General features: G+C 58.4%; 29 protein-coding genes and 1 tRNA gene. 19 read left to right on the top strand and 11 right to left on the bottom strand.

Going from position 1 to position 23,866, the window contains the following annotated elements; all coding sequences use genetic code 11:
• Positions 1–190: 190 nt before the first annotated feature.
• From ACYVGE_RS05010 to ACYVGE_RS05000, 3 genes are all read right to left on the bottom strand, one after another.
• Positions 191–736: a thioredoxin family protein gene (locus ACYVGE_RS05010; RefSeq protein WP_460727660.1), complete on the bottom strand. Its 546-nt coding sequence runs from the start codon at positions 734–736 to the stop codon at positions 191–193.
• Positions 737–1,072: 336 nt separating this feature from the next.
• A complete protein-coding gene (gene msrA / locus ACYVGE_RS05005; RefSeq protein WP_460727658.1) occupies positions 1,073–1,579 on the bottom strand; it encodes a peptide-methionine (S)-S-oxide reductase MsrA in 507 nt (168 codons plus the stop codon).
• A gap of 78 nt (positions 1,580–1,657) precedes the next feature.
• Positions 1,658–2,872, bottom strand: a complete 1,215-nt coding sequence (locus ACYVGE_RS05000) for an epoxide hydrolase family protein (RefSeq protein WP_460727656.1) — start codon at positions 2,870–2,872, stop codon at positions 1,658–1,660.
• Between the two features lie 828 nt (positions 2,873–3,700).
• Between ACYVGE_RS05000 and ACYVGE_RS04995 the strand changes: the two genes are divergently transcribed.
• Positions 3,701–5,032: an epoxide hydrolase family protein gene (locus tag ACYVGE_RS04995; protein ID WP_460727654.1), complete on the top strand. Its 1,332-nt coding sequence runs from the start codon at positions 3,701–3,703 to the stop codon at positions 5,030–5,032.
• A 3-nt stretch (positions 5,033–5,035) separates the two neighbouring features.
• Here ACYVGE_RS04995 and ACYVGE_RS04990 read toward each other — a convergent pair whose 3' ends face one another.
• The gene (locus tag ACYVGE_RS04990) at positions 5,036–6,115 is read right to left on the bottom strand and encodes a redoxin domain-containing protein (protein WP_460727652.1); all 1,080 of its coding nucleotides are present in this window, start codon (positions 6,113–6,115) and stop codon (positions 5,036–5,038) included.
• A gap of 151 nt (positions 6,116–6,266) precedes the next feature.
• Between ACYVGE_RS04990 and ACYVGE_RS04985 the strand changes: the two genes are divergently transcribed.
• The 18 genes from ACYVGE_RS04985 (at position 6,267) to ACYVGE_RS04900 (ending at position 17,979) form a co-directional block, all read left to right on the top strand.
• Positions 6,267–7,364, top strand: a complete 1,098-nt coding sequence (locus ACYVGE_RS04985; protein WP_460727650.1) for a LuxR C-terminal-related transcriptional regulator — start codon at positions 6,267–6,269, stop codon at positions 7,362–7,364.
• A gap of 53 nt (positions 7,365–7,417) precedes the next feature.
• Complete coding sequence (locus ACYVGE_RS04980) at positions 7,418–8,632, top strand: epoxide hydrolase family protein (protein WP_460727648.1); 1,215 nt, start codon at positions 7,418–7,420, stop codon at positions 8,630–8,632.
• Positions 8,633–8,714: 82 nt separating this feature from the next.
• Positions 8,715–9,344 (top strand): DUF4760 domain-containing protein, encoded by a 630-nt coding sequence (locus ACYVGE_RS04975; protein WP_460727646.1) that lies wholly within the window; start codon positions 8,715–8,717, stop codon positions 9,342–9,344.
• Positions 9,331–9,783, top strand: coding sequence for an Ohr family peroxiredoxin (locus tag ACYVGE_RS04970; protein WP_460727644.1), 453 nt, complete (start codon positions 9,331–9,333; stop codon positions 9,781–9,783). The genes ACYVGE_RS04975 and ACYVGE_RS04970 overlap by 14 nt, the downstream gene beginning before the upstream one ends.
• 432 nt (positions 9,784–10,215) lie before the next feature.
• Positions 10,216–10,473 carry a hypothetical protein gene (locus ACYVGE_RS04965; protein ID WP_460727642.1) on the top strand — a complete coding sequence of 86 codons (258 nt, stop codon included), beginning with the start codon at positions 10,216–10,218 and terminating at the stop codon, positions 10,471–10,473.
• Positions 10,474–10,475: 2 nt separating this feature from the next.
• Positions 10,476–10,898: a hypothetical protein gene (locus ACYVGE_RS04960; RefSeq protein WP_460727640.1), complete on the top strand. Its 423-nt coding sequence runs from the start codon at positions 10,476–10,478 to the stop codon at positions 10,896–10,898.
• A 56-nt stretch (positions 10,899–10,954) separates the two neighbouring features.
• Positions 10,955–11,440 (top strand): DUF6998 domain-containing protein, encoded by a 486-nt coding sequence (locus ACYVGE_RS04955; protein ID WP_460727638.1) that lies wholly within the window; start codon positions 10,955–10,957, stop codon positions 11,438–11,440.
• A gap of 18 nt (positions 11,441–11,458) precedes the next feature.
• Positions 11,459–11,959 (top strand): DUF6998 domain-containing protein, encoded by a 501-nt coding sequence (locus tag ACYVGE_RS04950; RefSeq protein WP_460727636.1) that lies wholly within the window; start codon positions 11,459–11,461, stop codon positions 11,957–11,959.
• Positions 11,960–11,971: 12 nt separating this feature from the next.
• The gene (locus tag ACYVGE_RS04945) at positions 11,972–12,406 is read left to right on the top strand and encodes a hypothetical protein (protein ID WP_460727634.1); all 435 of its coding nucleotides are present in this window, start codon (positions 11,972–11,974) and stop codon (positions 12,404–12,406) included.
• 37 nt (positions 12,407–12,443) lie between these two features.
• Positions 12,444–13,094, top strand: coding sequence for a hypothetical protein (locus tag ACYVGE_RS04940; RefSeq protein ID WP_460727632.1), 651 nt, complete (start codon positions 12,444–12,446; stop codon positions 13,092–13,094).
• A gap of 49 nt (positions 13,095–13,143) precedes the next feature.
• Positions 13,144–13,896, top strand: a complete 753-nt coding sequence (locus tag ACYVGE_RS04935) for a hypothetical protein (protein ID WP_460727630.1) — start codon at positions 13,144–13,146, stop codon at positions 13,894–13,896.
• A 3-nt stretch (positions 13,897–13,899) separates the two neighbouring features.
• Positions 13,900–14,445 carry a hypothetical protein gene (locus ACYVGE_RS04930; RefSeq protein ID WP_460727628.1) on the top strand — a complete coding sequence of 182 codons (546 nt, stop codon included), beginning with the start codon at positions 13,900–13,902 and terminating at the stop codon, positions 14,443–14,445.
• A gap of 446 nt (positions 14,446–14,891) precedes the next feature.
• Positions 14,892–15,251 (top strand): hypothetical protein, encoded by a 360-nt coding sequence (locus ACYVGE_RS04925; protein WP_460727626.1) that lies wholly within the window; start codon positions 14,892–14,894, stop codon positions 15,249–15,251.
• Positions 15,252–15,319: 68 nt separating this feature from the next.
• A complete protein-coding gene (locus ACYVGE_RS04920) occupies positions 15,320–15,775 on the top strand; it encodes a hypothetical protein (RefSeq protein ID WP_460727624.1) in 456 nt (151 codons plus the stop codon).
• 81 nt (positions 15,776–15,856) lie between these two features.
• Positions 15,857–16,087 carry a hypothetical protein gene (locus tag ACYVGE_RS04915; protein WP_460727622.1) on the top strand — a complete coding sequence of 77 codons (231 nt, stop codon included), beginning with the start codon at positions 15,857–15,859 and terminating at the stop codon, positions 16,085–16,087.
• Between the two features lie 57 nt (positions 16,088–16,144).
• Positions 16,145–16,516: a hypothetical protein gene (locus ACYVGE_RS04910; RefSeq protein ID WP_460727620.1), complete on the top strand. Its 372-nt coding sequence runs from the start codon at positions 16,145–16,147 to the stop codon at positions 16,514–16,516.
• 71 nt (positions 16,517–16,587) lie between these two features.
• The gene (locus tag ACYVGE_RS04905; protein ID WP_460727619.1) at positions 16,588–17,103 is read left to right on the top strand and encodes a hypothetical protein; all 516 of its coding nucleotides are present in this window, start codon (positions 16,588–16,590) and stop codon (positions 17,101–17,103) included.
• A gap of 582 nt (positions 17,104–17,685) precedes the next feature.
• A complete protein-coding gene (locus ACYVGE_RS04900; protein WP_460727617.1) occupies positions 17,686–17,979 on the top strand; it encodes a DUF2695 domain-containing protein in 294 nt (97 codons plus the stop codon).
• Positions 17,980–20,019: 2,040 nt separating this feature from the next.
• Here ACYVGE_RS04900 and ACYVGE_RS04895 read toward each other — a convergent pair.
• The 7 genes from ACYVGE_RS04895 to ACYVGE_RS04865 form a co-directional block, all read right to left on the bottom strand.
• Complete coding sequence (locus ACYVGE_RS04895; protein ID WP_460727615.1) at positions 20,020–20,397, bottom strand: helix-turn-helix domain-containing protein; 378 nt, start codon at positions 20,395–20,397, stop codon at positions 20,020–20,022.
• A gap of 214 nt (positions 20,398–20,611) precedes the next feature.
• On the bottom strand, positions 20,612–20,830 hold the full coding sequence (locus ACYVGE_RS04890; RefSeq protein WP_460727613.1) for a DNA-binding protein: 219 nt from the start codon (positions 20,828–20,830) through the stop codon (positions 20,612–20,614).
• Positions 20,831–20,905: 75 nt separating this feature from the next.
• Positions 20,906–21,325 (bottom strand): hypothetical protein, encoded by a 420-nt coding sequence (locus ACYVGE_RS04885; RefSeq protein WP_460727611.1) that lies wholly within the window; start codon positions 21,323–21,325, stop codon positions 20,906–20,908.
• A gap of 54 nt (positions 21,326–21,379) precedes the next feature.
• Entirely contained in the window at positions 21,380–22,441 is a 1,062-nt protein-coding gene (locus ACYVGE_RS04880; protein ID WP_460727609.1) for a tyrosine-type recombinase/integrase, read from the bottom strand.
• A 91-nt stretch (positions 22,442–22,532) separates the two neighbouring features.
• Positions 22,533–22,619 (bottom strand) — tRNA-Leu (locus tag ACYVGE_RS04875).
• Positions 22,620–22,673: 54 nt separating this feature from the next.
• Positions 22,674–23,126, bottom strand: coding sequence for a DUF2214 family protein (locus tag ACYVGE_RS04870; RefSeq protein WP_460727607.1), 453 nt, complete (start codon positions 23,124–23,126; stop codon positions 22,674–22,676).
• 109 nt (positions 23,127–23,235) lie between these two features.
• On the bottom strand, positions 23,236–23,847 hold the full coding sequence (locus tag ACYVGE_RS04865) for a cysteine dioxygenase family protein (RefSeq protein ID WP_460727605.1): 612 nt from the start codon (positions 23,845–23,847) through the stop codon (positions 23,236–23,238).
• Positions 23,848–23,866 lie beyond the last annotated feature (19 nt).

Raw genomic sequence — 23,866 nt, 5'->3', positions numbered from 1 at the left:
GGTCTGGAAGAAGGCGTTGACCTGAGTTTTATCGGCTGCCTAGGCGAACGTCCGCTTCTGGCCGATAGCGGATCTTGAGGTTGCATTCTGCGCATGCCTAGGCACTTGCTTACGCGGGACCAGTTCCCACCCACGCCTGTCGCCTCGCACGCCTAACGGGTGGCTACCTAGTTTCGAATGGGCGGCGTGATCATAGCGCGGCCAGCAAATGCTTAATGCGCGCTTCGGTAGCGTCATAGGCGCCCTCGCCGTAGTGGCGATAAACGATTCGGCCGTTGCCGTCGATCAGGTACAGCGCCGGCCAGTAGCGATTTGCGAACGCATTCCAGGTCCCGTACTCGTTGTCCTGCGCCACTGGGTAAGTGATGTCGAAGCGCTTCACTGCATTTTCAAGGTTGCCCAGAATGCGCTCGTGCCCATACTCGGGCGTGTGCACCCCGACTACGACCAGGCCCTTGTCCTTATAGCGTTCGTGCAATTGCTTCACATGCGGAAGCACATGGATGCAGTTGATGCAGTCATAGGTCCAAAACTCGACCAGCACGACTTTGCCGCGCAGCTTCGCCATTGTGAGGGGGCTGCTGTTGATCCAGTGGTTGATCCCCGTGAACTCCGGGGCCGTGTCGGATTCGAGCGCGATGCCCTGGGTCGGCTCCAAGGGGTCGTCCTGGGCGCCACTGGTGCACGCGGCTGCGAGCAGACATGCGGCAAGAACACTGATGGTGGGCTTGATCATTTCATGGTCCTGTAGAAACGGAAGGGAGCCACTGCGTTGCCCAGGCAATGAAGGCGACGTCGTAGTGGAATAGTTGAAGCACTGCGATTCGGGGGCGCGTTGGGATGGGTTTGTTTGGGCCTGTGCCCGAGGTGGCCCACCCCTGCCCAAGCGCGGCCGAGGGGAGCGACAGCGTCAAGAGCGGGCAGGGGCGGGCCGAAGATGTTTGGTCGGGGAGCCAATGAGTGTTGACCCGAGCCCATCTATGGCGTGGGTCAAGCGATGTCGTCAGGGGACATAAAGGGATGCGCCAGGCGGCTGCCAGGGCGTGTCAGCGCCGGGCTGTCTGAAGCCCTGTCACTTGCGTCGTGGCAACGTCCAGTCCGGCCGAATGAAGTGGCATGTGTATCCGCCTGGATAGCGTTCCAGATAGTTCTGATGCTGCGGCTCGGCCTCCCAGAATGGGCCCGCGGCAGCAATCTCGGTGACGACCTTGCCGGGCCACAGGCCGGACGCATCGACGTCCGCGACGGTGTCTTCCGCGATGCCCTTCTGGGCGTCGCCCAGATAGAAAATGGCCGATCTATAACTGGAACCCACGTCGTTACCCTGACGATTCCGCTTGGTTGGGTCGTGGATCTGGAAGAAGCACTCCAGGACTCGCCGATAGCTGATCTGATCCGGGTCGAACACTATTTCGATTGCTTCGGCGTGAGAGCCATGGTTCCAGTAGGTCGCGTTGGGAACGTCGCCGCCCGTGTAGCCCACGCGCGTGGATACAACGCCCGGAATGCGCCGCAGGAGGTCTTGCATACCCAAGAAGCAGCCGCCGGCCAGAACAGCGGTTTGGGTTTGTGTCGTCATGATCATTCTCCTGAGTATCTGTTTGGTGCGGGGGAGGTGGCCGGCCCAATGAGCCGGCCACTCCGTTTTGCCAACTACTTAGCGCAGGGACTTGAAGGCCGCGCGGACTTCATCGGTGAGCAGCTTCGGCTGCTCCCACGCCGCAAAGTGGCCACCCTTGTCCACCTGGTTGAAGTGGATCAGGTTCGGGAAGGCGCGCTCCGCCCAGCTCCGCGGGGTCGGATACAGCTCGTCCGGGAACACGCTGACTGCGGTCGGGACCGAGACGTTCTTCACGTTGAAGAAAGTGCCCTTGTTTTCCCAGTAGAGGCGTGCCGCCGAAATCGCCGTGTTGGTCAGCCAGAACAGCGTGATGTTGTCTAGAACGTCGTCGCGCGAAAGGCCCTCAGTCCGACCGTCGAACACGCGCGCGATCAACTCATAGCTGCGTGCATCGTGGTCGAGCAGATAGGCCGCCAATCCGACTGGGGAGTCTGCCAACGCATAGAGCGTCTGCGGACGCAGGCCCATCTGGTAGGCATAGCCGATGCCCTTCTTGTAGACGAAGTCCAGACGCTCATAGGCGAGCTTTTCATCAGCCGCCAAGTGCTCCGGAGCCGGGGCGCCGGTCTGAAGCGCGCTGGCGATATCGGCCGGGACCACGCCGGGCATACTGGTGTGGATGCCAAGCAGCCCCGGCGGCGGCGCCTCGGGGGTGCCGTCGCGACCGCCGGCCAGCATCTCGGTGATGATCGCGCCCCAGTCGCCGCCCTGCGCGACGTACTTGTCATAGCCCAGTCGGTTCATCAGCTCGGCCCAAGCGTGGCCGATGCGCACGGGATCCCAGCCTGTCTTCGTCGGCTTGCCAGAAAAGCCGAAGCCCGGGATCGACGGAATGACGACGTCGAACGCGTCGGAAGCGCTGCCACCATGTGAAGTGGGATCAACCAGCGGGTCGATGATCTTGATCTGCTCGACGACCGAGCCCGGCCAGCCGTGGGTGATGATCACCGGCATTGCGTTCGCGTGCTTTGAGCGCACATGGATGAAGTGGATGTCCAGCCCATCGATTTCGGTGATGAAGTGCGGGTACTGGTTCAACCGTGCTTCGATCTTGCGCCAGTCGTAGTCGTTCGCCCAGTAATCGGCGAGCTTCTGCATGGTGGCCAGTTGCACACCCTGCGATGCATCGGGAACGGTTTCGCGTTCCGGCCACTTTGCGGCGTTGATGCGGTCGCGTAGTTCGATCAGATCCGCTTCGGGAATGCTGACATGGAACGGTCGGATGGCTTGGCTGGGAGTACGTTTCGTCATAGTTGAAGCTCTTGTTGATTGAAAGACAGCAGCGACGGAATCGCTACCGGCGGTCGGTCGAAGGGATTCTTCGACCGACCGGTGCTAGCAACTCAGTCAGTGGCGACGTTCGGCGACGTCGATGCTTCCGTGCGCGGCCGTGGAGTTGGGCAGAGCTCGTGCGATGAGCGGTCTGCTCGCTGACGTCCTGGCCGGGCCAGACACGTGGACGTCATGGGGGCCTCTGGGTCAGGCGCTGCCGTTCCGGTGACGGTGGCATGGTCCAGTCGAGGCGGACCTTTGTTGCAGGGGGGGCGGCAGATTGCCGACGGCGATTGAATCGCTTATCGCACGCGCTCACATCGCATGCGAGGCGCGCATATTACGCAGCGAGCAGGGCGCGTCAAGCCTTGTTCGTCTGAACAAGTTGAGATGGCGTTCATCCTATTAACCATTCAGCAATCAGGTATAAGAACGCTTGCGACCTAATCGCATGCGCGTCATAATAGCTCGATCAGATCAGGTTGAATGCAACCATGAAAACGAGCGAACGAGCACGCGACGCCAAGCTGGCGGACTCGCCGTTCTTTGCCGCCTGATCGCAGGTTGTTCCGAGCTTTCCCGGCCACGGCCCTAGCCGGTAGCGATCACCTGCCTGCCACCTGCAGCGAATAGCCGGGGGCACCCAATACCTTGGTATCGATACCAACGTGCAATAGCCGCTGCGCGGCCGCTTTGGTGTGATCTGCCGGTGACTTGGCAACTACGCCAAGGAGCTGGGTCCAATCGCCGCAGCGTGATAGAGCGATGGGATCCACCTAAGACTCGGCATCCGCCAAAGGAGCCTGTATGTCGAAGGACATCCCTCCCGTATCACCGGTCCGGCGCAGGCTGTGCGGCACGGCGGCGGCGTCGCTCGCCGCCGCGCCGTTCGGCGCGCTCTTCTTCCCGGAAAGGACAGCAGCCATGGCTCAACATGCAGAAACTACTAGTGCCGGTGCCCCCACCGGCATTCGCCCATTCCATTACAAGGCGTCGGATACCGACCTCGCCGACATGAAGCGGCGGATCAAGGCGACGCGTTGGCCAGAGAAGGAAACGGTCGACGACGACTCGCAGGGCGTGCAACTGGCAACAATGCAGGCGCTTGCAAAGTACTGGGGCGACACCTATGACTGGCGCAAGGTCGAAGCACGCCTTGAGGCCCTGCCGCAATTCATCACTAACATCGACGGGCTCGACATCCACTTCATCCACGTGCGTTCCAAGCACGAGAACGCACTGCCGATCATCATCACGCATGGCTGGCCTGGTTCAATCATCGAGCAACTGAAGCTCATCGGGCCGCTGACAGATCCAACGGCGCATGGCGGAACGGCCGCCGACGCCTTCCATGTTGTGATTCCATCGATGCCCGGCTACGGGTTCTCGGAGCGGCCGAGCACAACCGGTTGGGGACCAAAGCATATGGCGAAAGCCTGGATTACGCTGATGCAGCGGTTGGGCTACGACAAATACGTCGCACAAGGCGGCGACTGGGGCTCGTTTGTCACCGAGTACATGGGCGCGGAGGAACCGCCGGGATTGCTCGGCATCCACGTCAATCTGCCCAGCGTAGTGCCACCAGATATCTCGAAGGCGCTTGCGACCGGCGCACCGCCGCCCGCCGGTTTGTCGCCGGATGAGCAGGAGGCGTTTGACCGGCTGCGTTTCGTCTATTCAAAGGGCGTTGCTTACGGCTACCAGATGGGTCTGCGGCCGCAGACGCTGTACGGACAGGCGGATTCGCCCATCGGTCTTGCGGCGTACTTCCTCGATCACGACCAGCGCAGCTATCGACTGATTTCGCGCGTTTTTGCAGGCAAGAGCGAGGGTCTGACGAAGGACGATGTGCTCGACAACGTCACGATTGCGTGGTTGACAAACACATTCGTCTCCGGTGGTCGCTTGTACTGGGAATTCAAGGAGCCATTCTTTGATATCAAGGGTTCCAAGGTGCCGACCGCCGTGAGTGTGTTTCCAGACGAGTTGTATCCGGCGCCACGAAGCTGGAGTGAGAAAGCCTATCCGAAGCTGCTCTATTACAATCATGTCGCAAAGGGCGGACATTTTGCCGCTTGGGAGCAGCCGCAGATACTCACAGAAGAATTGCGTAAGGCATTCCAATCGCTGCGCGCATGAGGCTCAGCCGAAGGTGAACGCGAAGAGCTCGACGCCACGGTCAAGGAACAGTATTTCCATCTCGCGGTCTTTGACTGGTACTTGTTGGCGAATTAGTTGATACATCCTGTACTCGGACACGATGCCGGCACCGTCGGCATCGATGTCCGAGCCGTGTGACGAACCCGGCGGCTTGCCGTCGATGTGCACGCGGATGCGCACGGGGGCGTCCATCGACGACCCCATCACCAGGTGCAGATCGCGCGCATGGAAGCGATAGAGCACGCGCGTCCTGCCCGCGTTTGAGCGCGCCTTCTCCTCCTTGATCGTCCAGTCGCCATCGAGCGCCCATTGGTTGTCGAATAGTCGCGACGGCACGCTATAGACGTGCCGCTCCGACTGCACGATGCCCCCTGGCGAGGCGAACCGCTCAGTGCGCGTATAGCCGGTATAGGTCTCTGGCGACTTGAGGTTCGGCCAGTCTGCGGCCGCTTCGGGCCCTTCCCCGATTATCGGCGCGATGGCTGCGTCTACATTGCGTGCACCTGCTTCCTTCAGCAGCGCCTGGATCGCGGCCTCTGCCTTGTCGTAATCCCCCTCGCCAAACTGCTGGTGGCGGATTCGTCCCTGTTCATCCACAAGATAGAGCGCTGGCCAATACTGGTTGTGGAACGCGCGCCAGATCGCATGCTGGCTGTCGATAGCGACCGGGAAGCCCAGGTCCATCGCGACCGTGAACCGCCGCACACGCTCGGGGTCCTGTTCGAACGCAAATTCCGGCGAATGTACGCCGATCACGACGAGACCAGCGTCCTTGTACTTCTCTGACCAACTACGCAGATAGGGTGCGGTTCGCATCCAGTTTATGCATGTATATGTCCAGAAATCGACAACTACGACCTTGCCGCGCAACGTGTTCGCATCGAGCGGTTCGGAGTTGATCCAGCCGGTGGCGCCGTCCAGCGATGGCATGGTGCTTTCCACGAGAGGGAGCTCCTTTGGCGGCGATGCAAACGGCCGTTGGCCGCTGCCTTCGCACGACGTGCCGAAACACGCAATCGCGAGACCGAGCACGATAGATATTAGCGAGGCGGCCGTGTTCATGATCTTTCGCAACAAACTACAGTGCGCCCGGGATGTCTATTGGACGAAGGTATTTACTGTGCACCTGGTGCCATTTGGCATGAAAAAATCACGTGCAATCGCTGTGGATGTGGCGCACTCTCTCGACGCGGTTTAGATCTCGAGATTCGACATGCAGGTGGATTCCGCTCATCTCACGCGAGATATGCATATGCTCGCGCAGGGCGGTATTTCGGCTGCCTTAGTGGACGTTGCGCCAGATGGTATTCTTGCGATAGACGAGTCAGGCCGCGTCGCGACAGTGAACGTAGTGGCCGCGAGATTGCTCGGTCATGCCTGCGCGGATGTCGAAGGCCAGAACTTCATCGAGCTACTGCGTCCTTCGGTGCGCGGTGATGGCATGGCGTGGTTGCGCGACGTCGTGAGGCAGGGTGGCTACGCCGACGTTTGTGCCCTTCGTGCCGATGGTGCACTGGCTTCGCTTCAGCTCGCGGTCCGCGCTATCCGAACCGATGGTCGCCTAATGCTCGCATGCTATTTGCGCGAAACCCGTCGCCGAAGGCGTGACGATCCCGATACGACGATTGCGATCAGGCGCGAGCAGCGCATCGGTTCGCCGGACGAACCAGACGTGATAATGCATGCTGCTGTCGAACCGATCGTGTATGTTATCGACGGCGATGCGTCGATACGCGCTTCGCTTTCGAGGATGCTGCGGCGCTTCCAGTGCAAAGTGGAAGCATTCGCCGCTACGCATGCATTTCTTGCGCACACGCACCCTTGCGTTCCGGGTTGTGCGATTCTCGACGTAGAAGTTCCCGATCTGGATGGAATGGCCCTGCAGGCACGTTTAGCGACAGACTGCGCATCGCTTCCTGTCATTCTTATCGCCAGCCACGGCGACGTGCCAACGAGCGTGCGCGCCATGAAAGCGGGAGCCTTTGAGTTCTTCGTGAAACCGTTGTCCGAGCACGCCGTGCTGGCTGCGATTCGCGATGCGATTGCCTTTAGTGAGTCGACGCTCGAGCGTGCGCGACAGCGCCTCGCGCTCGAGGCCAGATATATGTCGTTGACGCCGAGGGAGCGCGACGTGATGCGCGGCGTAATATCGGGCCTATTAAATAAGCAAGTGGCTGCCGATCTCGGCATCAGCGAGATCACTGTGAAGGCCCACCGCGGACGGGCCATGCGCAAGATGCAGGCGCATTCGCTAGCGGAGCTGGTAAACCTTGCCGGGGCGCTGGGCCTGGCGTCGTCGCTTACGCACTGATCCGCCTATCCGGCGAGCTCCAAGGACGGCCCTCTCCAGGGAGTACAGATCTCGTGAATAAAGTCATCGAAAAAGCGAGCGCTGCTGGTGCCACCGCGATCCACCCATTTCAGTTCAAGGCGTCTGATGCCGATCTGGCAGATCTGCGCAGGCGCATTGAAGCTACGCGCTGGCCAGATCGGGAGACCGTCAACGATTCCACGCAAGGGGTGCAACTGGCGACGATCCAGAAGCTCGCACGCCATTGGGTGACGCAGTACGACTGGCGGAAGACCGAGGCCAGGTTGAACGCAGTTCCAAACTTCATGACCAGCATCGATGGCCTGGACTTTCATTTTCTGCATGTTCACTCAAAACATGAAAATGCCTTGCCGCTCCTCGTGGCGCATGGTTGGCCCGGATCGATCATCGAACGAATGAAGATCATCGGACCACTCACTGATCCTACCGCGCACGGCGGTGCGGCCTCCGACGCGTTTCATCTGGTGATTCCGTCGATGCCTGGCTATGCCTTTTCCGGGAAGCCGACTACGACCGGCTGGAACCCTGTCCGCATCGCCGCCGCATACATAGAACTGATGCAGCGCCTCGGGTACACGAGGTACGGCGCATCTGGCGGCGACTGGGGGGCGATCATCGTCGAACAGATGGCGTTGAAGACTCCGCCGGGCCTGGTAGGCGTCCACACCAACATGGCCGGCGTGGTTCCGCCAGAGATCGACAAGGCGCTATCGCGTGGCGACCCGCTCCCTGCTGGCCTGACCGATGAGGAGCAGCGCGCGTGCGACCAGATTGCCTTCGCCTACAAGCACATTGGATATGCGCTGTTGATGGGCGACCGGCCACAGACGCTTACCGGCTTTGCAGATTCCCCCGTGGGCCTGGCGGCCTTCATGCTCGACCTTTACCCCAAGCGTTACGAGATGCTCGCGCGCTCGATCGACGGACAACCGGAAGGGGAGACGCCCGATGACTTCCTCGACAACATCACGCTGTCCTGGTTGACCAACACGGCCATTTCCAGCGCCCGCCTCTATTGGGAAAACAAGACCCCGTACTTTTCCGTCAAGGGGGTCACCATCCCCGTGGCCGTCAGCGTGTTTCCCGATGAGCTTTATGAAGCGCCGAAGAGTTGGTCCGAGAAGGCCTATCCCAGGCTCGTGCATTACAACAGGCTCCCGAAGGGCGGCCACTTTCCGGCTTGGGAGCAGCCTGAGCTGTACTCACAGGAAGTCCGCGCGGGGTTCAGGACGTTGCGGATGCAGTGAACCAGGATTGCTCCAACGCATGGAGGCGCGAGCGGCCCTCGCCCCGGTATTGGCTGGGTCAAAACCCTGTAGGTCTCGGCACATGACTGTCAACGGATTCGATCTGGGCTCCGCTTTGAACATAGTGACCACCGTCGCTGTGGTGGTCGGAGTTGTCTTTGCCATGGTGCAGCTTCAGCACGGCGCGCGCACACGCCGTGACCATGCCGCCGTCGACGTCGTTCGGACGGTCCAGACGCAAGAAGTGCGTCAAGCCATGGCGACTATCCTGATGCTGCCGGACAACGTTTCTCCCGAAATGATTCGCAACGATCCGAAATTGCTCGCGGCGGCTCTCGCGGTGGACAGCGCTTGCGAAATGTGGGGCTGTCTGGTCTACGAGAATGTTGTCGACCTTCACATGCTGGATCGGATGGTGGGCGGTTGGGTCAGGGGCTCATGGCGCAAGCTCGGCGGATGGGTTGAGGCGGAGCGTCTCGCCAACCGCAATCCCAATATTGGTGAATGGTGGCAGTGGCTATACGACAAGATCGAAGCGGAGCCGGATCCGAGCAAGGCACTTGGCGCACACATCACGTATCGCGGCAGGTGCAAGTACTCCGAGAGTCGGATGCCATCTGAACCAATGCAGATTCTGGGCCGAAAGAAATCATCAGCCGGTTCGATCATCCAATCCAAAGCGAAGGAGGGACTCCCCCATGTCCAAGACTGAAACCATCTTGTTTACCGGCAAGACCCATACTGCTGCCAGCCCTCGCACAGGCGAGGCGCGCGCCGCCCATGGCCGTTTGGACATCAAGACATCGGCGTCCGGCTCCGGCACGAACCAGGAGCAGGTATTCGCGGCCGCCCTGCCGCATCCGACAGCGGAGCAGTTGTTCGCAGGCGCATGGTCGGCGTGCTACTACGGCGCGATCGGAGTGGCTGCCCAGGAAATGAAGTTGAAGCTCCCGTCCGATCTGGCCATTGAGATCGAGGTGGATATGGTCCAGACGGGTAGCGACTACTTCCTCCGGGCACGATTCAACGTCATCGTGCCGGGGGAGGCCCGCGAAGTGGCAGAGGCGCTCGCGCACAGGGCCCACGAGATCTGCCCCTATTCGAAGGGCACTAAAGGCAACATCGACGTAGACGTTAACGTCACTGTCTAAGTGAACCGCCGCTTACAAGGAAGTGGAAGTGGGTACCGCCTGGAGGTGCGCCCGAACGGCGCGCGCGGACTCACAAGGTACAAAAAACCCCACTAAGCGTGGGGTTTTTTCGATCGTCCGGGGTTCGTGGTACCCCTTGAAACCGTACTGTGGTGCCGGAAGTGGGACTCGAACCCACACGCTTTTAAGGGCGGCGGATTTTGAGTCGGGTCACATAGTTACCGATAGTTGCTGACCCCTATTGACATCAATGACTTGCGAGTTGCTTTGGGTTGGCAGCGGTAGTCAATTATTGGGCGCGTTGTCCCAAATTTGTCCCGCAAACGAGACCGCGTTAGGCTGAGCACCGGCGCTTGCGCAATGTGGGCGTCCAGGGGATTCGCAGGCCAACGACGAAGCGGCTAGCCGCTTCCGCCGCTACGAGGGGAACGTATGGCAATGAAGCGCGCCACAAAGAATGCTGTGCGGAAGGCCGGCGCCAAGAAGGCCGTGCGGAAGGTCGCCGCCAAGAAGGCCGTGCGGAAGGTCGCCGCCAAGAAGGCCGTGCGGAAGGTCGCCGCCAAGAAGGCCGTGCGGAAGGTCGCCGTCAAGAAGGCCGTGCGGAAGGCTGTTCCGAAGGTTGCCGTCAAGAAGGTGGTGCGGAAGGCTGCCGCCAAGAAGCGCACGCGTATTCCTCCGCTTCGTCGCTAACCATGACCGACGAACGCTCAGAAATTATCAAAGAGATCAGCGCCGAACGGTCGGCGGCGAGTGCGGCTCTTTCAACCCAAAGCAAGACCATCGCGCTAGGCGTGCTCGCCATAGTTTGGCTCCTGCTCGGCGGTACGCAAGCAACGTTAACTGCGAAATTCGCCTGCTATGAGAAGCCTTTGCTGTGGGTCGCGATCATCTGCGTCGTCAGCCTTGTCTTGGATTTCTTGCAATACCTTTTCAGTCTTATCGAATCCCATTTTGCGTTGAAACATACGTTGGATTCGGACGACGTCGACGAGGCAGGTTGGGAAGAGGGGCATATTCTCAGGAAACTAGCGACCGCCTGCTTTGCGGCAAAGCTCCTCACCGCAGCCGGAGCGGCCTTTTGGCTTCTAACAATCATGCTAAGCGGCCTGGCGTGACCACACCGCTGGTAATGATCACGCGCCGCTTTTTGGATTGGCTTTGGAATTAGCCGATGTCTGACGCATCTGACAAATTCACACGCGACCGAATTCTTGCGGCGCAGGCGATTCTGGCGAGCATATTTGCGTCGCAAAAGGCGTTGCGTGCTCTCGCCCCAGAGTATTCATGGGCGGGTTTGGGCAACCTTCTTGGAGACTTCGGCGAGCTTCTTGCCACGGATCACTACAACCTCCAAAAGGCACCGCCCGGCTCTGGAGATTTCGATGCACGAACCGTTGACGGGCAATCCGTGCAAATCAAGACAAACTTTGCATCAAGTCAAATCGGGTTTCGAGGGCAGGCTGACTTGTTACTTGTCCTTGGTATCCGTCATGACGGATCGTGGGAAGAAATCTATTACGGCCCGTATGCGCCGATTAAAGAATTGTCGCGATTCTCTGGGCGAGATAACAAGCACATGATTGCCGTCACCAAGCTCAAGGCGCTGGTGGCTGCTAATACTTCGATCAAGACGAAGCCGCTTTGCGGCTTGGCTTAATTCAGGCGCTAGGGCGCAATGACAGCGATCAGTATTCCAGACGCAGTGCAGCAAATGCTTCAGATCATTGAGCGGCTATGCAATGCCTATCCGCACAAGAGGTTCACGCTTGATGGTCGCTTAGTTGGAGACATCGGCGAGATCCTCGTCGAAGAGGCATATGACCTCAAACTCTTCGAGGATCTCCGGAAGCATCATGATGCTGAGTGTCCTGATGGTCGCCTTGTCCAGATTAAAGCGACCATGAAAGATCAACTCACTTTCCCAGCTGACCATATTCCTAACTACTACTTGGGCATAAAAGTCTGCTCTGACGGCACGTTCACTGAGGTTTTCAATGGCCCCGGCGCAATTGCCTGGCAAGGGGTCAAAAACCGTGGGCCAGTCAAGAATAACTTGCACGGCATATCCGTCAGCGCACTTTCTAAGCTGCAAGCCTCCGTTTCAGAGTGCGACCGCATCCCGTTGCGCCCTAGCAAATCATCGAAACCGGAGCCGCTTTGCGGCTCGTCTATCTAGGGCGTCTGTCACATGGGGAAACTCGAAAAGCGAGCCATTTCATTGAGCCTCTTTGCCGCCTGCTTCGGCATTGCGTGCTCGATCTGGTTTAGGAACTGGGAACACTTCGCGCGATCTGGCTCCCTCGTTACTGTCGTCGCCATCGCATTTGCCTCGCTTGATCTGAGAGAGCGGATTAGAAAGGCTAACTCCTTCGTTGATGAGCAACTCCAGATCGCCCGGGGCGGCCTCATTAAAAAGGGGCGGCACCAGGGGTTGGATCAAATCGATGTCGATTTGGCAGTCAAGCGATTTGAATCCGAAATGCGTGAAGAAGTTCGTGATGCCGCAAGCAAGGCGAGCAAGCGCATCTTGTTAGTTGAAGTCACTTTGTTCGTCGTTGGCACGCTTATTTGGGGCTACGGTGATATCGCGGCCAAGTTTGTTCTGCCGGACTTTCGAGTCTAGCCAGCCTCTTCAGATGTGTGGGAATGGAGTGTGCCTCGTGATTGATTTGATTAACCCCATAGCCACTTTAATTGCGTCCTTTGGCGGTGCGTGGGCTGCCTTCAAGTTGCAGTCTGTAGATAAAGCCCGGGATGTTCGTCGCACAAACATTGTGGCAGCGAACCGCGCACTACTGACGATGATGCAGCAGGCGAACACACTGAAGCTGATTCAGATAGAGCAGATTGATCCGCATCGCGAGTCTCGCGGGCGTCATTTTTCCATTCGTGCAACTCTTCCCCATGAGCTCGACACGTTTCGTTTCGATTTCAAGTCGCTAGATTTTTTGGATGGTCCGCACGAACAACAGCTGTTATTCGAACTATCGGTAGAAGAGCGGCGTTTCATCGAAACTCTTCGCGCCATTAATGCACGCTCTGAGCTTCTTCTTACTGAGGTAGATCCAAAGCTAAATGCTGCTGGATTTCTGGATGGTGGTTCTTACAGCGGCGATGAACTAATGGGGGCGCTCGGGCAGCCATTGTGCAGCAAGCTCAAACGCTTGACTGACGATGTGGTCTTTCATGTTGATAAAACAAATGAATCCATCATCGGGTTGAAAGGCAAGTTCCGGTCTCTGGCAAAAGCGCGCTATCCGAGCGCGAAGTTCGTGGACTTTGATTTCCCGGTGTCAGCACCTGTCCTCTAAGAACTCACTCAAGTCCGCGGCTCGACTTAACTCAGGCGCCAATTTACTTATGCAAGCGATTCGCGAAGGAATACCTGCGTCATTCATCCAGTATGCGTGCGGCATCCTCGCGGATACAAATAGGGGAATTAGCGGCTCCACTATTGTTCAGGCCACTGCCGCCTATGCGGTGGAGTACGACGTTGACTTGCCGCATCCGACCTATCCATATGATGCGTCGAACAAGCGGACGGCTCTCTACGAGAACCTGATGGCCTTCTCGCCATCTCAGCAGTATCGAATCATCAAGGAGCTTTGTGACCATTCTTCGTTCTCGCTCACTCCTTCATCGGAGAGGGTCGCGCTAAAGGTCAAGCTAATTACGAAGTACAGCCATCTCGACCCGAAAGACACACCGTCCGAGGTGAATGAAACCCTGGTCGAGGAAACAAAGCATTGGCTAGCTGGGCATCCGGATTCATTGTCACTCTATTCGCAGGCTTTGGAAAAATATGATCATGGCGCCTTTCATAGAAATCTTCTCGATGACCTGCGTCTTTCACTAGAGAAGCTGCTGCGCGACATTTTCAGCAATTTCAAGTCGCTGGAAAACCAAGTTCCTCACGTGGGGCAGCACATTAAGAGCAAAGGTGGTTCGCCTGAGCTTGCCAATATGTTCGTGAAGCTTCTGGACTACTACACCAAGTACAACAACAGCTATGTCAAGCATGACGACGCAGTTATTGAGGAGGAGATCGAGTTTGTCCTTGAGATAACGTCGTCATTTATGAAGCACCTAGTTCGGCTCACTGGCAAAAGCTAGCACATGGAAATTGTCACCAAGCTTGACGCAGCTAAGCGTCATCTCGATCTGGCTATCAGACTCTTTTTCGAGGAGCGAGATGCCTTGGGCGTTCATACCGTGGCTGCAGCTGCGCAAGGGATCCTCAGGGATATCGCCAGGGTGGAGGGCGCGGATCGCCTGAGCATCCTTCATGATCATCCTGACATTCGGCCAGAGCGCAGGAAGGATTGGATCACCGCGCTGAACGCTCCTCGTAATTTTTTTAAGCACGCCGACAATGACCCTGACGGAACACTTGAGTTTGATGAAGAAGATAACGTACTGGTGCTCCTTGACGCGGTGCTCCTCTACGGAACTGTTGCAAAGGAGTATCTGTCGTCCGCCAATGTCTTCATGGGGTGGTTCACTACAAGACACCCCGAAATGCGCGGCGCAATTTCCGGCAACCAGATCGGAGACTTCGCGGTGAGGAATGGCTTTTCGCCGGATGAAAAGGGCCGCTTTGGGGAGTTGATCGATCAGAGGCTGCTATTCGAGCGGCATGAAAGCAAAACGGAAGCAAAGTGAACGCTCGCCAAAGGCGAAGCGTCCATTGTTCGATCAACACCGAAAGGAGGGCCGCTGCGGTTTCGCCGTTGCTCGTGGAGCACGCGTCTTGGGCACTGCCAGGCTACTGCGTGCGGCTTGAAGATCAAGGGCGAATGAATCGGCGTCGTGTTTGTTTTGACCCACCGGTGTTCAATTCGCGGCCCCGCAAAATTCACGGGGACGCGCGGTCGCCGTCGAAACATCGGGCACTTTTACTCCCCCCCCCCCTACCGCGCGAGTGACCGCTTTCGACCCAAAAGCGGACGCCTGGCACATCCCCGCTTGCCGGCTATACGCCAGCTTGTTAGCCGGATGTCGCGTCGCTAATCTGCCGCCTGATCAAGGGTTGCGCGGGGTCGGTCATCGCGCTGCCACAGATGTATAACCGGACCTCGCGGTCCGTCTAATCGGTAGTTGGATTGCATATGAAAGTTTACGTCTCTCGTGGAAGCGTGGCAGCAGGCGACGACATCAGCGCGCCGAATTCAGACTTGATTTCCGTTCCTGACGGCACGCCGTTGGAGCAAATAATTGGGGGCATCGCCAAATCTGGATACTTGCCAACTATCACAAGCGGTCAAGCGAGTTGGTCGGTAACTTCCAACATACCAGTGGCGATAGTTGCTCAACAATGGGCTGAACCGCGCATGTTTTTCTTGTTGCATGGCATCAATGATTTGGACAGTAGAGATGGCGTACTTCGCCTCTACTTCAATTATCACGCCCAAGTAGATCCAGAGACCGCGTACAAAATGCTATGGGGGCTTCGGCTAAATGCAATCTAACAATTCATTCGAGCCGAAGCCGCTTCGCGGCTCGGCTTAATTCAGGCGTTAGGCAACAGAGAAAGTACATGACCTACTCAATATCTATATCCACGCTTGTACTGGTGACCATCGGATCACTTCTGATTGGCGCAGTAGCCTATTGGTTCAAACGCAGAAATGATCGCCGCGGCATTGTCGATTATCGCCCCCACATTGGCATTGGCATATCGGCAATTTTCCTTGTCCTACTTGTCCCGACAATGGCACATGATCGGGTCGTTCTCACAGACACCGAACTACGTCGGATGAAGGGATTTTGGTTTTGGCCCGAGACTGAGACCCTGGCGCTTAAGAACGTCTCTTCTATTGAGATAACGGACAGCGTCAGCCACGATTTCCGCGGCAGGACACGGCACAGAGAAATCTGGATTGCCACCTACACAAACGGAACCAAAGCGGAAATTGAATCTGGCGACCTAATGAAAGCCTCAAAGAATGACATCATGGAAAGACTGAGAGCATCTGGCATCAGGATCTACTAATCGGGCTGTTGCCCAACAATTCATTCAGGCCGAAGCCGCTCCGCGGCTCGGCTTAATTTAGGTTGGTTCGCAGACCAGTCCATGCCAAAAGACACATTAGTTGCTGCGATCGTCTTCTTCGGGCTTGCAATCGCCTTTGTTGCAATCGGGGTAAGGGATATTCGCAATGGGACGACAACATTCCCATCGCCGCATAGCCGCAAATCCATTGCCCGAGTTACTTTGCCGACGGATTTCTGGGTCTGTGTCACGTTGTGGTTCGTTTGGGCGGCCGCATTTTTGTTTTTTGCCTTCCGCTTGCTTGCGGCCTAACAATTTATTCAAGCCGAGGCCGCTTCGCGGCTCGGCTTAATTCAGGCGTTAGCGCCCATGTGGCCATTCAAGAAGAGACAAAAAAGCCAACCCACGGGCTCATTCCAAGAGTTCATGCGCACTTACGCGCCGCCCGAGCCTAAGCCCGTAGAGGATCCTTTTGACGTTGAGACGGTTTGCCCGTTGTGCGCGGACCTGTTCCCGCCCGACGCTGTCCCAAAGGCGTATCCCTTCTGCCCGGACTGCTCCAGCGAGGGCATAGACTTTGAGGTGCAACCCCTTAAAGATTTCCTCGGTGGTAAGAGCGTGGATGACTTTGATGACATGCTCACCCGCTGGGAGTCAGCTGAGGGTTTCCGACCCGAGTACAAGCTGATCAAGTCAAACCGTATCAGGCATCTCAAGGCGCTCAAGCTCGCTGGGCGCTAACAGTTCATTCAAGCCGAAGCCGCTTCGCGGCTCGGCTTAATTTAGGCGTTAGGCGTCAATTAGGAGACTTAATGCGTTCCATCATCGTGCTTGCCCTACTAGCGTCATCGTCACTTCAGGTCGAGGCACAAACATCTGCCAAACCTGAAATTTATGCTTTAGATTCTTTGAGCGACCATACCGCCCGAGTCGGCACAAGCAATATTTTTGTGTATCAAACAAAAGGCGGAAGCCTGGGGCAATTTTTGCTGGGCGGCGCGCTCCTCAATAGTCGCGCAATGACCCGGCAGTCTGAGTCCATTGCAAACAGCATCAACAGCGACTCTACGGTGCAAGAGTTCGGATCGATTGAGCAGATAGTTGAGGAAAAGGCCGCAACCAATCTCATCAAAGAACACGCAATACTTCTCAGCGTTGATTCGGACGGAATCACACGCGCCACCTCGTCGTGCATGCGCAAGACGGGACAGAGCGTGGGATCAACTATTTCTATCACTTCAAACCCACCGTGCCAAATTCCGAGCTTCAAACGGACAGCGGAGCTGCGTTCTTTAAGGCGATTCAAGAGGAGGCGCCCACAGCCATAGATGGTCTTGTCGCCACACTAAGCTTTCCTCTGAACTCAGGCAGCCCCACGAAAGCATCGTCGGACTTCATGCGGATCTATGGAAAGATCAAGATTCCGTTCAAAGGGGAACGATATGCGGACATCGGCGGACTTAGCGTCGTTAGAATTGACGGCAAGCCTGGCGCGATTCGATTTGGCTTGATTGATGGCGTTCACCTTTTTCACGCCTCGCAAGTGGAGTACAAGTGAAATTGACGCCTAACAATTCATTCAAGCCGAAGCCGCTTCGCGGCTCGGCTTAATTCAGGCGTTAGGCCGCATAAGGAGCAAGTCGCAATGTCCGCAAAAGCAAAGCTACGCAGTGCCCTTCGAGCAATCGAGGATGCGACGTCCGCATTGAGACGAGCCAGGGACAATGCAAACGATGATGGGCAGCATCAAATTCGCCGCGCTCTTAGCGAGCTAGATGACGCTGAGCGGTACATCAAGCGAGCTATAAGTGAGGCTCCAGATGCCTGACACTCGGCTGCGGCCTAACAATTCATTCAAGCCGAAGCCGCTTCGCGGCTCGGCTTAATTCAGGCGTTAGGCAGCAGAGTCAATGACCTCGAAAGCCGAACAAGAGCGCCGCAAGGCCATAGTTCGTGAGATTGCCCAACAACAGCGTGCTGAGGCGATTGCCTCAATGCCCATCTCACAGGATCAGCTTGCCGGGCTGTTTGATTACTTGGATAGCGCACTGTCGGCTGGCTGTGACCACTCACTCAAGCTCACGCGGCACTTCCTGCAAGCCAATGGCTTGCCTGAGGCCACAATTGTTCCTTGGCTCGGCCAGTATGGCGGCTACTGCGATTGTGAGATTCTGGCCAACGTGGAGCAGGAGTGGGCGCGGTGAGCTGGCTACTGCCTAACAATTCATTCGAGCCGAAGCCGCTTCGCGGCTCGGCTTAATTCAGGCGTTAGGCTCCGCCCGATACAACGTCATTTGCCGAGAGGAAGAGATGAGCGGCACTGGTCTTTGCCTTGACTGCCAAGTTGGCTATCACGCGCCCTTCGAGCGATTTGAGCAGTTGGCCGTTATCGCTGCCGGGCCGGTCTTTCTAAGGCGTTGCAATTTGTGCGGTTCGCTCTGGCAGGAGACGCTCCACGACGCACGGCGGGTGACTTCGGCTGAGGCGGCTATGATCTTTCCAGGCTACGCGGCCCAAGACACCGGGCGTGACGCCTAACAATTCATTCAAGCCGAAGCCACTTCGCGGCTCGGCTTAATTCAGGCGTTAGGTGCTATGTACATTCGTCGTCTATTTGGGATTGACCTATCAGGCAAGCTGCGCGCTTGGGCACGTCGCTACAACGGCGATACGCGTCTTTTTGATTACACCACTGTCTGGTGCTATATCACGAAATGGAACAATGGCACTGCAACGGTAACCGCTGCCGCCTACTGTAGCGATCCGACTGCTACCGGCTTGGACATGCAGCCAATTGCTCGCTTCTATTCGTCACCTAGTCTCCCTTCGCTTGATGAGGCCGAGCGCCACCTGAGCGTCGAGGTAAGCTATGCCGCGATTAGGTTTCCTGACACTTCGTTTTACCGCAAATTGGATGGCCAAGATCATATTTGGGCTAATGGTCGCTGGGCGCCTACATCAACAGTGCCATCTCTTCGGCGCTGTGGGGGATGCGGGTTCCAGACCGAAGAGGCGTTTTGCCCTAAATGCGGCGAGCCCATTTTCTGAGGGGCGTGCCTAACAATTCATTCAAGCCGAAGCCGCTTCGCGGGTCGGCTTAATTCAGGCGTTAGCCGCCCATGAGATATCTGCTGCTCCTGATAGTCAGCTTGGGAATCTCGGGTTGCACGCCATCCGGCGCATCCGACCCCCTGTGCGCAGCGATTGCCAACCCCGACCGTTACGTTGGCAAACGCCTAACCCTCGCGGGTCAAGCGCAGATGCACCAACACTCCAGCACGCTCCGGAGCGAGGCGTGTCCGGACAAGAGCCTCCTTCTGAAACTCGACCCAAGCGACAGCTCCGACGTGTCAAAGGGCAAGCTGTCGCCTGCCGGAGCCTTTTTCACTGAGCTAGCCCGCCGGCAGGCGTCTTCTGTCATGGTTTCTGGGCAGATGATTCGCACACAAGGGGCGGCCGTTCCTTACGCACTCGTCGTCGAGTCCGGTGCGCATAGTCACTAGCTGGGCGGCTAACAATTCTTTCAAGCCGAAGCCGCTTCGCGGGTCGGTCTACGTCATCCGAGGCAACTATGGCCCGGATGACGCTGGACCCTAAGCGGGGTAAGGCATGTCAGGCTCGTAAGGCTTACGTAAGGCAGCGTAAGGCAGCGTAAGGCAGCGTAAGGCGCGGCCTTTACATGGTCGCGCAGTGGCACGCCGCGTCCCGCGTGGACCTGTTTGCCGCGTGCGCCACTCTGGTTGAAGCGAGGCCGCTGGCGGCGGCCCAACAAAGCGGTCAACAGTTAGCGTTGTTGACCGTGTTCCAGGTGTCACCGCGTCACCGCCAGCGTCACCGCGTCACCGCCAGCGTCACCGCGTCACCGCCAGCGTCACCGCGCGTCACCGGGAACGATGACGCGTCACCGTTGCGTCACCGTTTCGTCATCGGGCACGATGACGCGTGATCGCCATGTCACGCCATGTCACGCCATGTCACGCCATGTCACGCCATGTCACGCCATGTCACGCCATGTCACGCCGCTACATAGTTATGTGGCGTTTGCGGCTTCCTCGCCAACCATCGTCGATCGTTGCAAACTCCAGTCAACGATTGCTGCTGCATGCCAGGCCAGAGCGTCAGCGGGAATGCTGACGCACGGCTGATGCTACACAGACCACGGTATTTATTAGGCGTGTTTTCTAAACAGGTTAGTAAGGAAGTTCGGGGGGCGTCCGCGCCCCTAAATCGGAACGTCGTTGCCCTCAGAACGGGATGAGCGCGTCATCAAGAAGCGACCTGCGTGCGACGTCGGCCTTGGGTTGCACGCCTCCCGACACGAACACCGGCCAGTACGAGTTGCGCGTTCGCTGTCCAGGGCGCTCGACTTCAAGGTAGCCGTGACGCTCCAATCGAGTAACGCAACGCTTTACCGTCCGCCGATCAAGGTTGGCGTGCGCGGCAATCCGGGACGGCCCCGGATACGCTTGTCCCATCGGATCGACGTGGTTCAGCAGTACACACAGCACCGCGACATCGCCACGGGAAAGGTCGGAATCGCAGCATGCCTTCGCAAGCAAAAACCATCGATCCAGCAGGGTGTAGCGCGGGTTGCCAGCGGACTTTCGTGCGGGGCTAGTCATACATCGACTCCCGGCGGAGCACGGTGTCCAATCGCCTAAGGGTCACGGAAACTTCGTGGGCGTTGCGCAAAGCGTCTTGCAGGCGCTCCGGGTCGGCGACCAACCCGAGCCAACGAACGTCCTTCGAGAGGCTACGCAGGAGCGAGGGCAGCGGGTTGTAAACGGCTTTGATCACATCTTGCGCGGTTGCAGGCTGGGTGGGGTTTCCAGTCATTTATGCGCGCTCCCCGACGTGGATTTCGGCAGGGTTTTGCTTCTCGACCCATCGATTCAGGCCGTCCGTATCGATGTAAACACGTCGCCCGATGCGCACAATTGCGCCGCAATCCGCGAGTCCATTCATCCGTTCATTGAACACCCACCAACGAATCTGCGCCTCGGTGAACGGCGTCTCTTCAGCAAGTTGAGAGACGGATTTCAAATTGTGAACCACGATCTTTCTCCTCATTGGCCGATATTGGCCGGGGAGGAAGAACATTAGAGATGGCGTTCGCGCGGCACCATGAAGCTAATCGATCGAATTGATTCGTGCGAACGCAACGAACTCTTTAACGGCGGGCAGGTTCGCCTTGATGGCGCGCTGCATAGCCTCGTCGGTTACGTCGTATTTCGCAGCAAGAGAAGCGATAGTTACGGTCTTATCCCCGCGCGCCCTGGCCATCGCGTACTCAAAGGTCGCGCTGGCATGATCGAACGCTGGCGCTTGGCCGCGGGTTCGCGGCTGCACTTCGCTTAACCCGCGTGCCCAACGCAGCAAGGCTTCGCCGGCAATTTGCTGGTCGAGTCGCGATAGAGTGGCGCCTTCACCTGCTAGCAATTTAGCGGCGATCTGCTCGCCTCGCTCGCGTTGCTTTCTAATCAAGTCCGCGTACTCGGCGGGCGGCACTTGGAATTCAAAGCCTTTGGAACTCGCTTCGCGCTTCGCCATCTCGGAGGTCCGTGGTTCGTTCAGCCGAGGCATAGGAAACCGCAGTGGGCGTGATCAACTGGTAAGCGCGCTCGCAACCCGCTCGAGCGTCGTCCGCACGTGCTCACCTGTCTGATGGCTGTAACGCTTCGCCATCACAAGCGTTCGATGGCCGAGCGCCTCAGCCACCTCCGCGAGGCTCGCGCCGTTCATGGTGAGGTAGCTGGCCGTCGTGTGTCGCAAATCGTGAAAGCGAAAATCGGCAAGCTTCGCGGCGTCGCGGACTTTCCGCCACGCCTTGTCGAGATCGGCCGGACCGTCGCTACGGCTGGCCTTGAATACCCAGCCGTCTTTTGTAGGATCCGCGTCAAACTGTTCCTGCAAAGCCTGCTGCGCAGGGCCGACCACCGGGACATATCGCGGGTGGCCATTCTTCGTTTCCAGAAATCGCAATCGCCATTGCGTGCGGTCCACGTCCGCCCACGTTAGATTCCGGATGTTCGAATAGCGGGCACCAGTGGCAAGCGCGAGCATCACAGCAACCCGGATGTTTGCATCGCCAGATTCGCGGCACGCCGCGAGCAACGCCTTTCGCTCGTCGTCGGAAAGAAACCTTACGATCCCCGTCGATTCCGGCATCTTTGACACGTCGAGCACAGGGTTGGTCGGCAACCACCGCAATTCCTTCCACGCCCACTTACAGGCGGCACTCAGAGCCGCCAAGTAGCGATTCACGGTTGCGCCGCTAAGCGGTTGGCCGTCTCGGCTCTTTCGCGCCTGGAGTGCCCTGCGCGCCTCGGCGATTACCTCGGGCTTGAGTCGGTCGAGCGACAGGTATCCGTAGTTGGTTTCCCACCACAGGAGCAGGGCACGCTGGTTATCTTCGTCCCGCAAATTGCGGGTCGGCAGGTGCTCGCTACGGTATTTCTGGATGAGATCGGCGAGCGTGCGCCGTCGATCTTGCGTCAGGGGCACATACGTCCCGTGGCCGAGGTCCGCTTCGACCCTGGCAGCCCAAGCCTTGGCGTCGGTAAGGCGCTTAAAAGTTCTCGTGCGGGGCAATTCGCCATGCAGGCGTACGCGAACGCGGTAACGCTTGCTTCCGTCCTTGAGAGCGCGCGGCTCGATGGTCGCCATGGGTGGGCTGGACTCTTGGGAGTTGCTGTCCCGTGAGTGTCCCGGTGGCCAAATTTGCCGTCAAGGGTGAAGGCTAAAGCATTGATTTTACTGGTGCCGGAAGTGGGACTCGAACCCACACGCTTTTAAGGGCGGCGGATTTTGAGTCCGCTGCGTCTACCGATTCCGCCATTCCGGCGCGGTCGCGCAGTATAGCCGAGGGCGGCTGGCCTCGGAACTCGGCGGGCCGGATTCAGAAACCGCCGTAGCGCGCCATCATCGCGGCGAAAACCAGGATCGCGGCGACCAGGGCCAGCTCGAAGCGGACGATCCGCGCCATCGAGGCGACTTCAGGGGCCGCCGGTACGAATTGCGGATCCGCGTGCAGGGCCTTGCGCCAGCGGGCGAAGCGGATCGTGGGCAGGATCGACAGCAGGCCGGCCAGTACGAAGCAACCCAGCTTGGCGTGGAACCACGGGTTGTGCAGGTAGAAGTCGGCGCCCTTGATGCCATAGAAGACGCGCAGCAGGCCCACGGCCAGCAGGAGGCCGGCGACCATGCCGTAGCCGGCGTCGAGGCGCGCGAGGCGTTGCAGCGCGGGGGCGTCAACGGTTCCGCGCAGCAGGGCGGATTCGCTCACCAGCATGGCGATCAGCGCGAAGAACAGCAGGTGGTGCAGCGAGGCGAGCAGCAGGTCGGTAAGCATCCGTGTCCCCGGTATGCCGGGGTACCCGGCGCAGTTGTTGGCGGAGCAGTTGTTGGAAATCGGTTGCGGGCTGATAAAACGATGCCGGGCAAGCCCGGCATCATGGCAATCAGGTGGTCGCGTCGGTGCACATGGTCTTGTCGAACCGGACGAACCACTCGCCCTCGCGCGGCACGAACATCGAGCAGCACTCCATCGGCGCCTTGTAGATATGCAGCGAGATGGCGACGTTGCTGTCGCTGGCGTTGCGGATGGTGTGGTATTCGTGCGGCGGAATCAGGCTGCCGGCGCTGCCGGGGCCGGCGTGCATGCCGCCGGCGGCGCGGAAATGGAAGCGGTCGCCATCGCGCTCGAGCAGTTCGTACTGGACGATCTCCAGCTCGCCGTCCCAGACGCCTTCGACGCACCACAGTCCAGAATGGTCGTGGACCGGCGTGCCCTGGCCCGGACCCCAGGTCATGGCGACGACGCTGTAGCCATGCTGCGGGCTGCGATACAGCTCGCGGCGCGCGTAGTGGTCTTCGATCGGGTCGTGCACGCAGGAGGGCAGTTCGACGTCGCGGTCGCGGATCATGCGGCACAGCACATTGCGCAGCGCGGCGGTGACGGCGTGCTCGTCGCCAGCGGCGACGGCGGCATCGATGGCAGCGACCAGCTTGTCGTGGCCCCGGAAGTCGAAGTCGGGCAGCGGGTCGGGCTGATGAGCTTGCGTTATGTCCATATAACCCATTCTAGCGGTC

The organism is Lysobacter rhizosphaerae, from assembly GCF_054779795.1.
The sequence above is the reverse complement of the archived record's forward strand: the minus strand, read 5'-3'. Positions and strand labels throughout refer to the sequence as shown.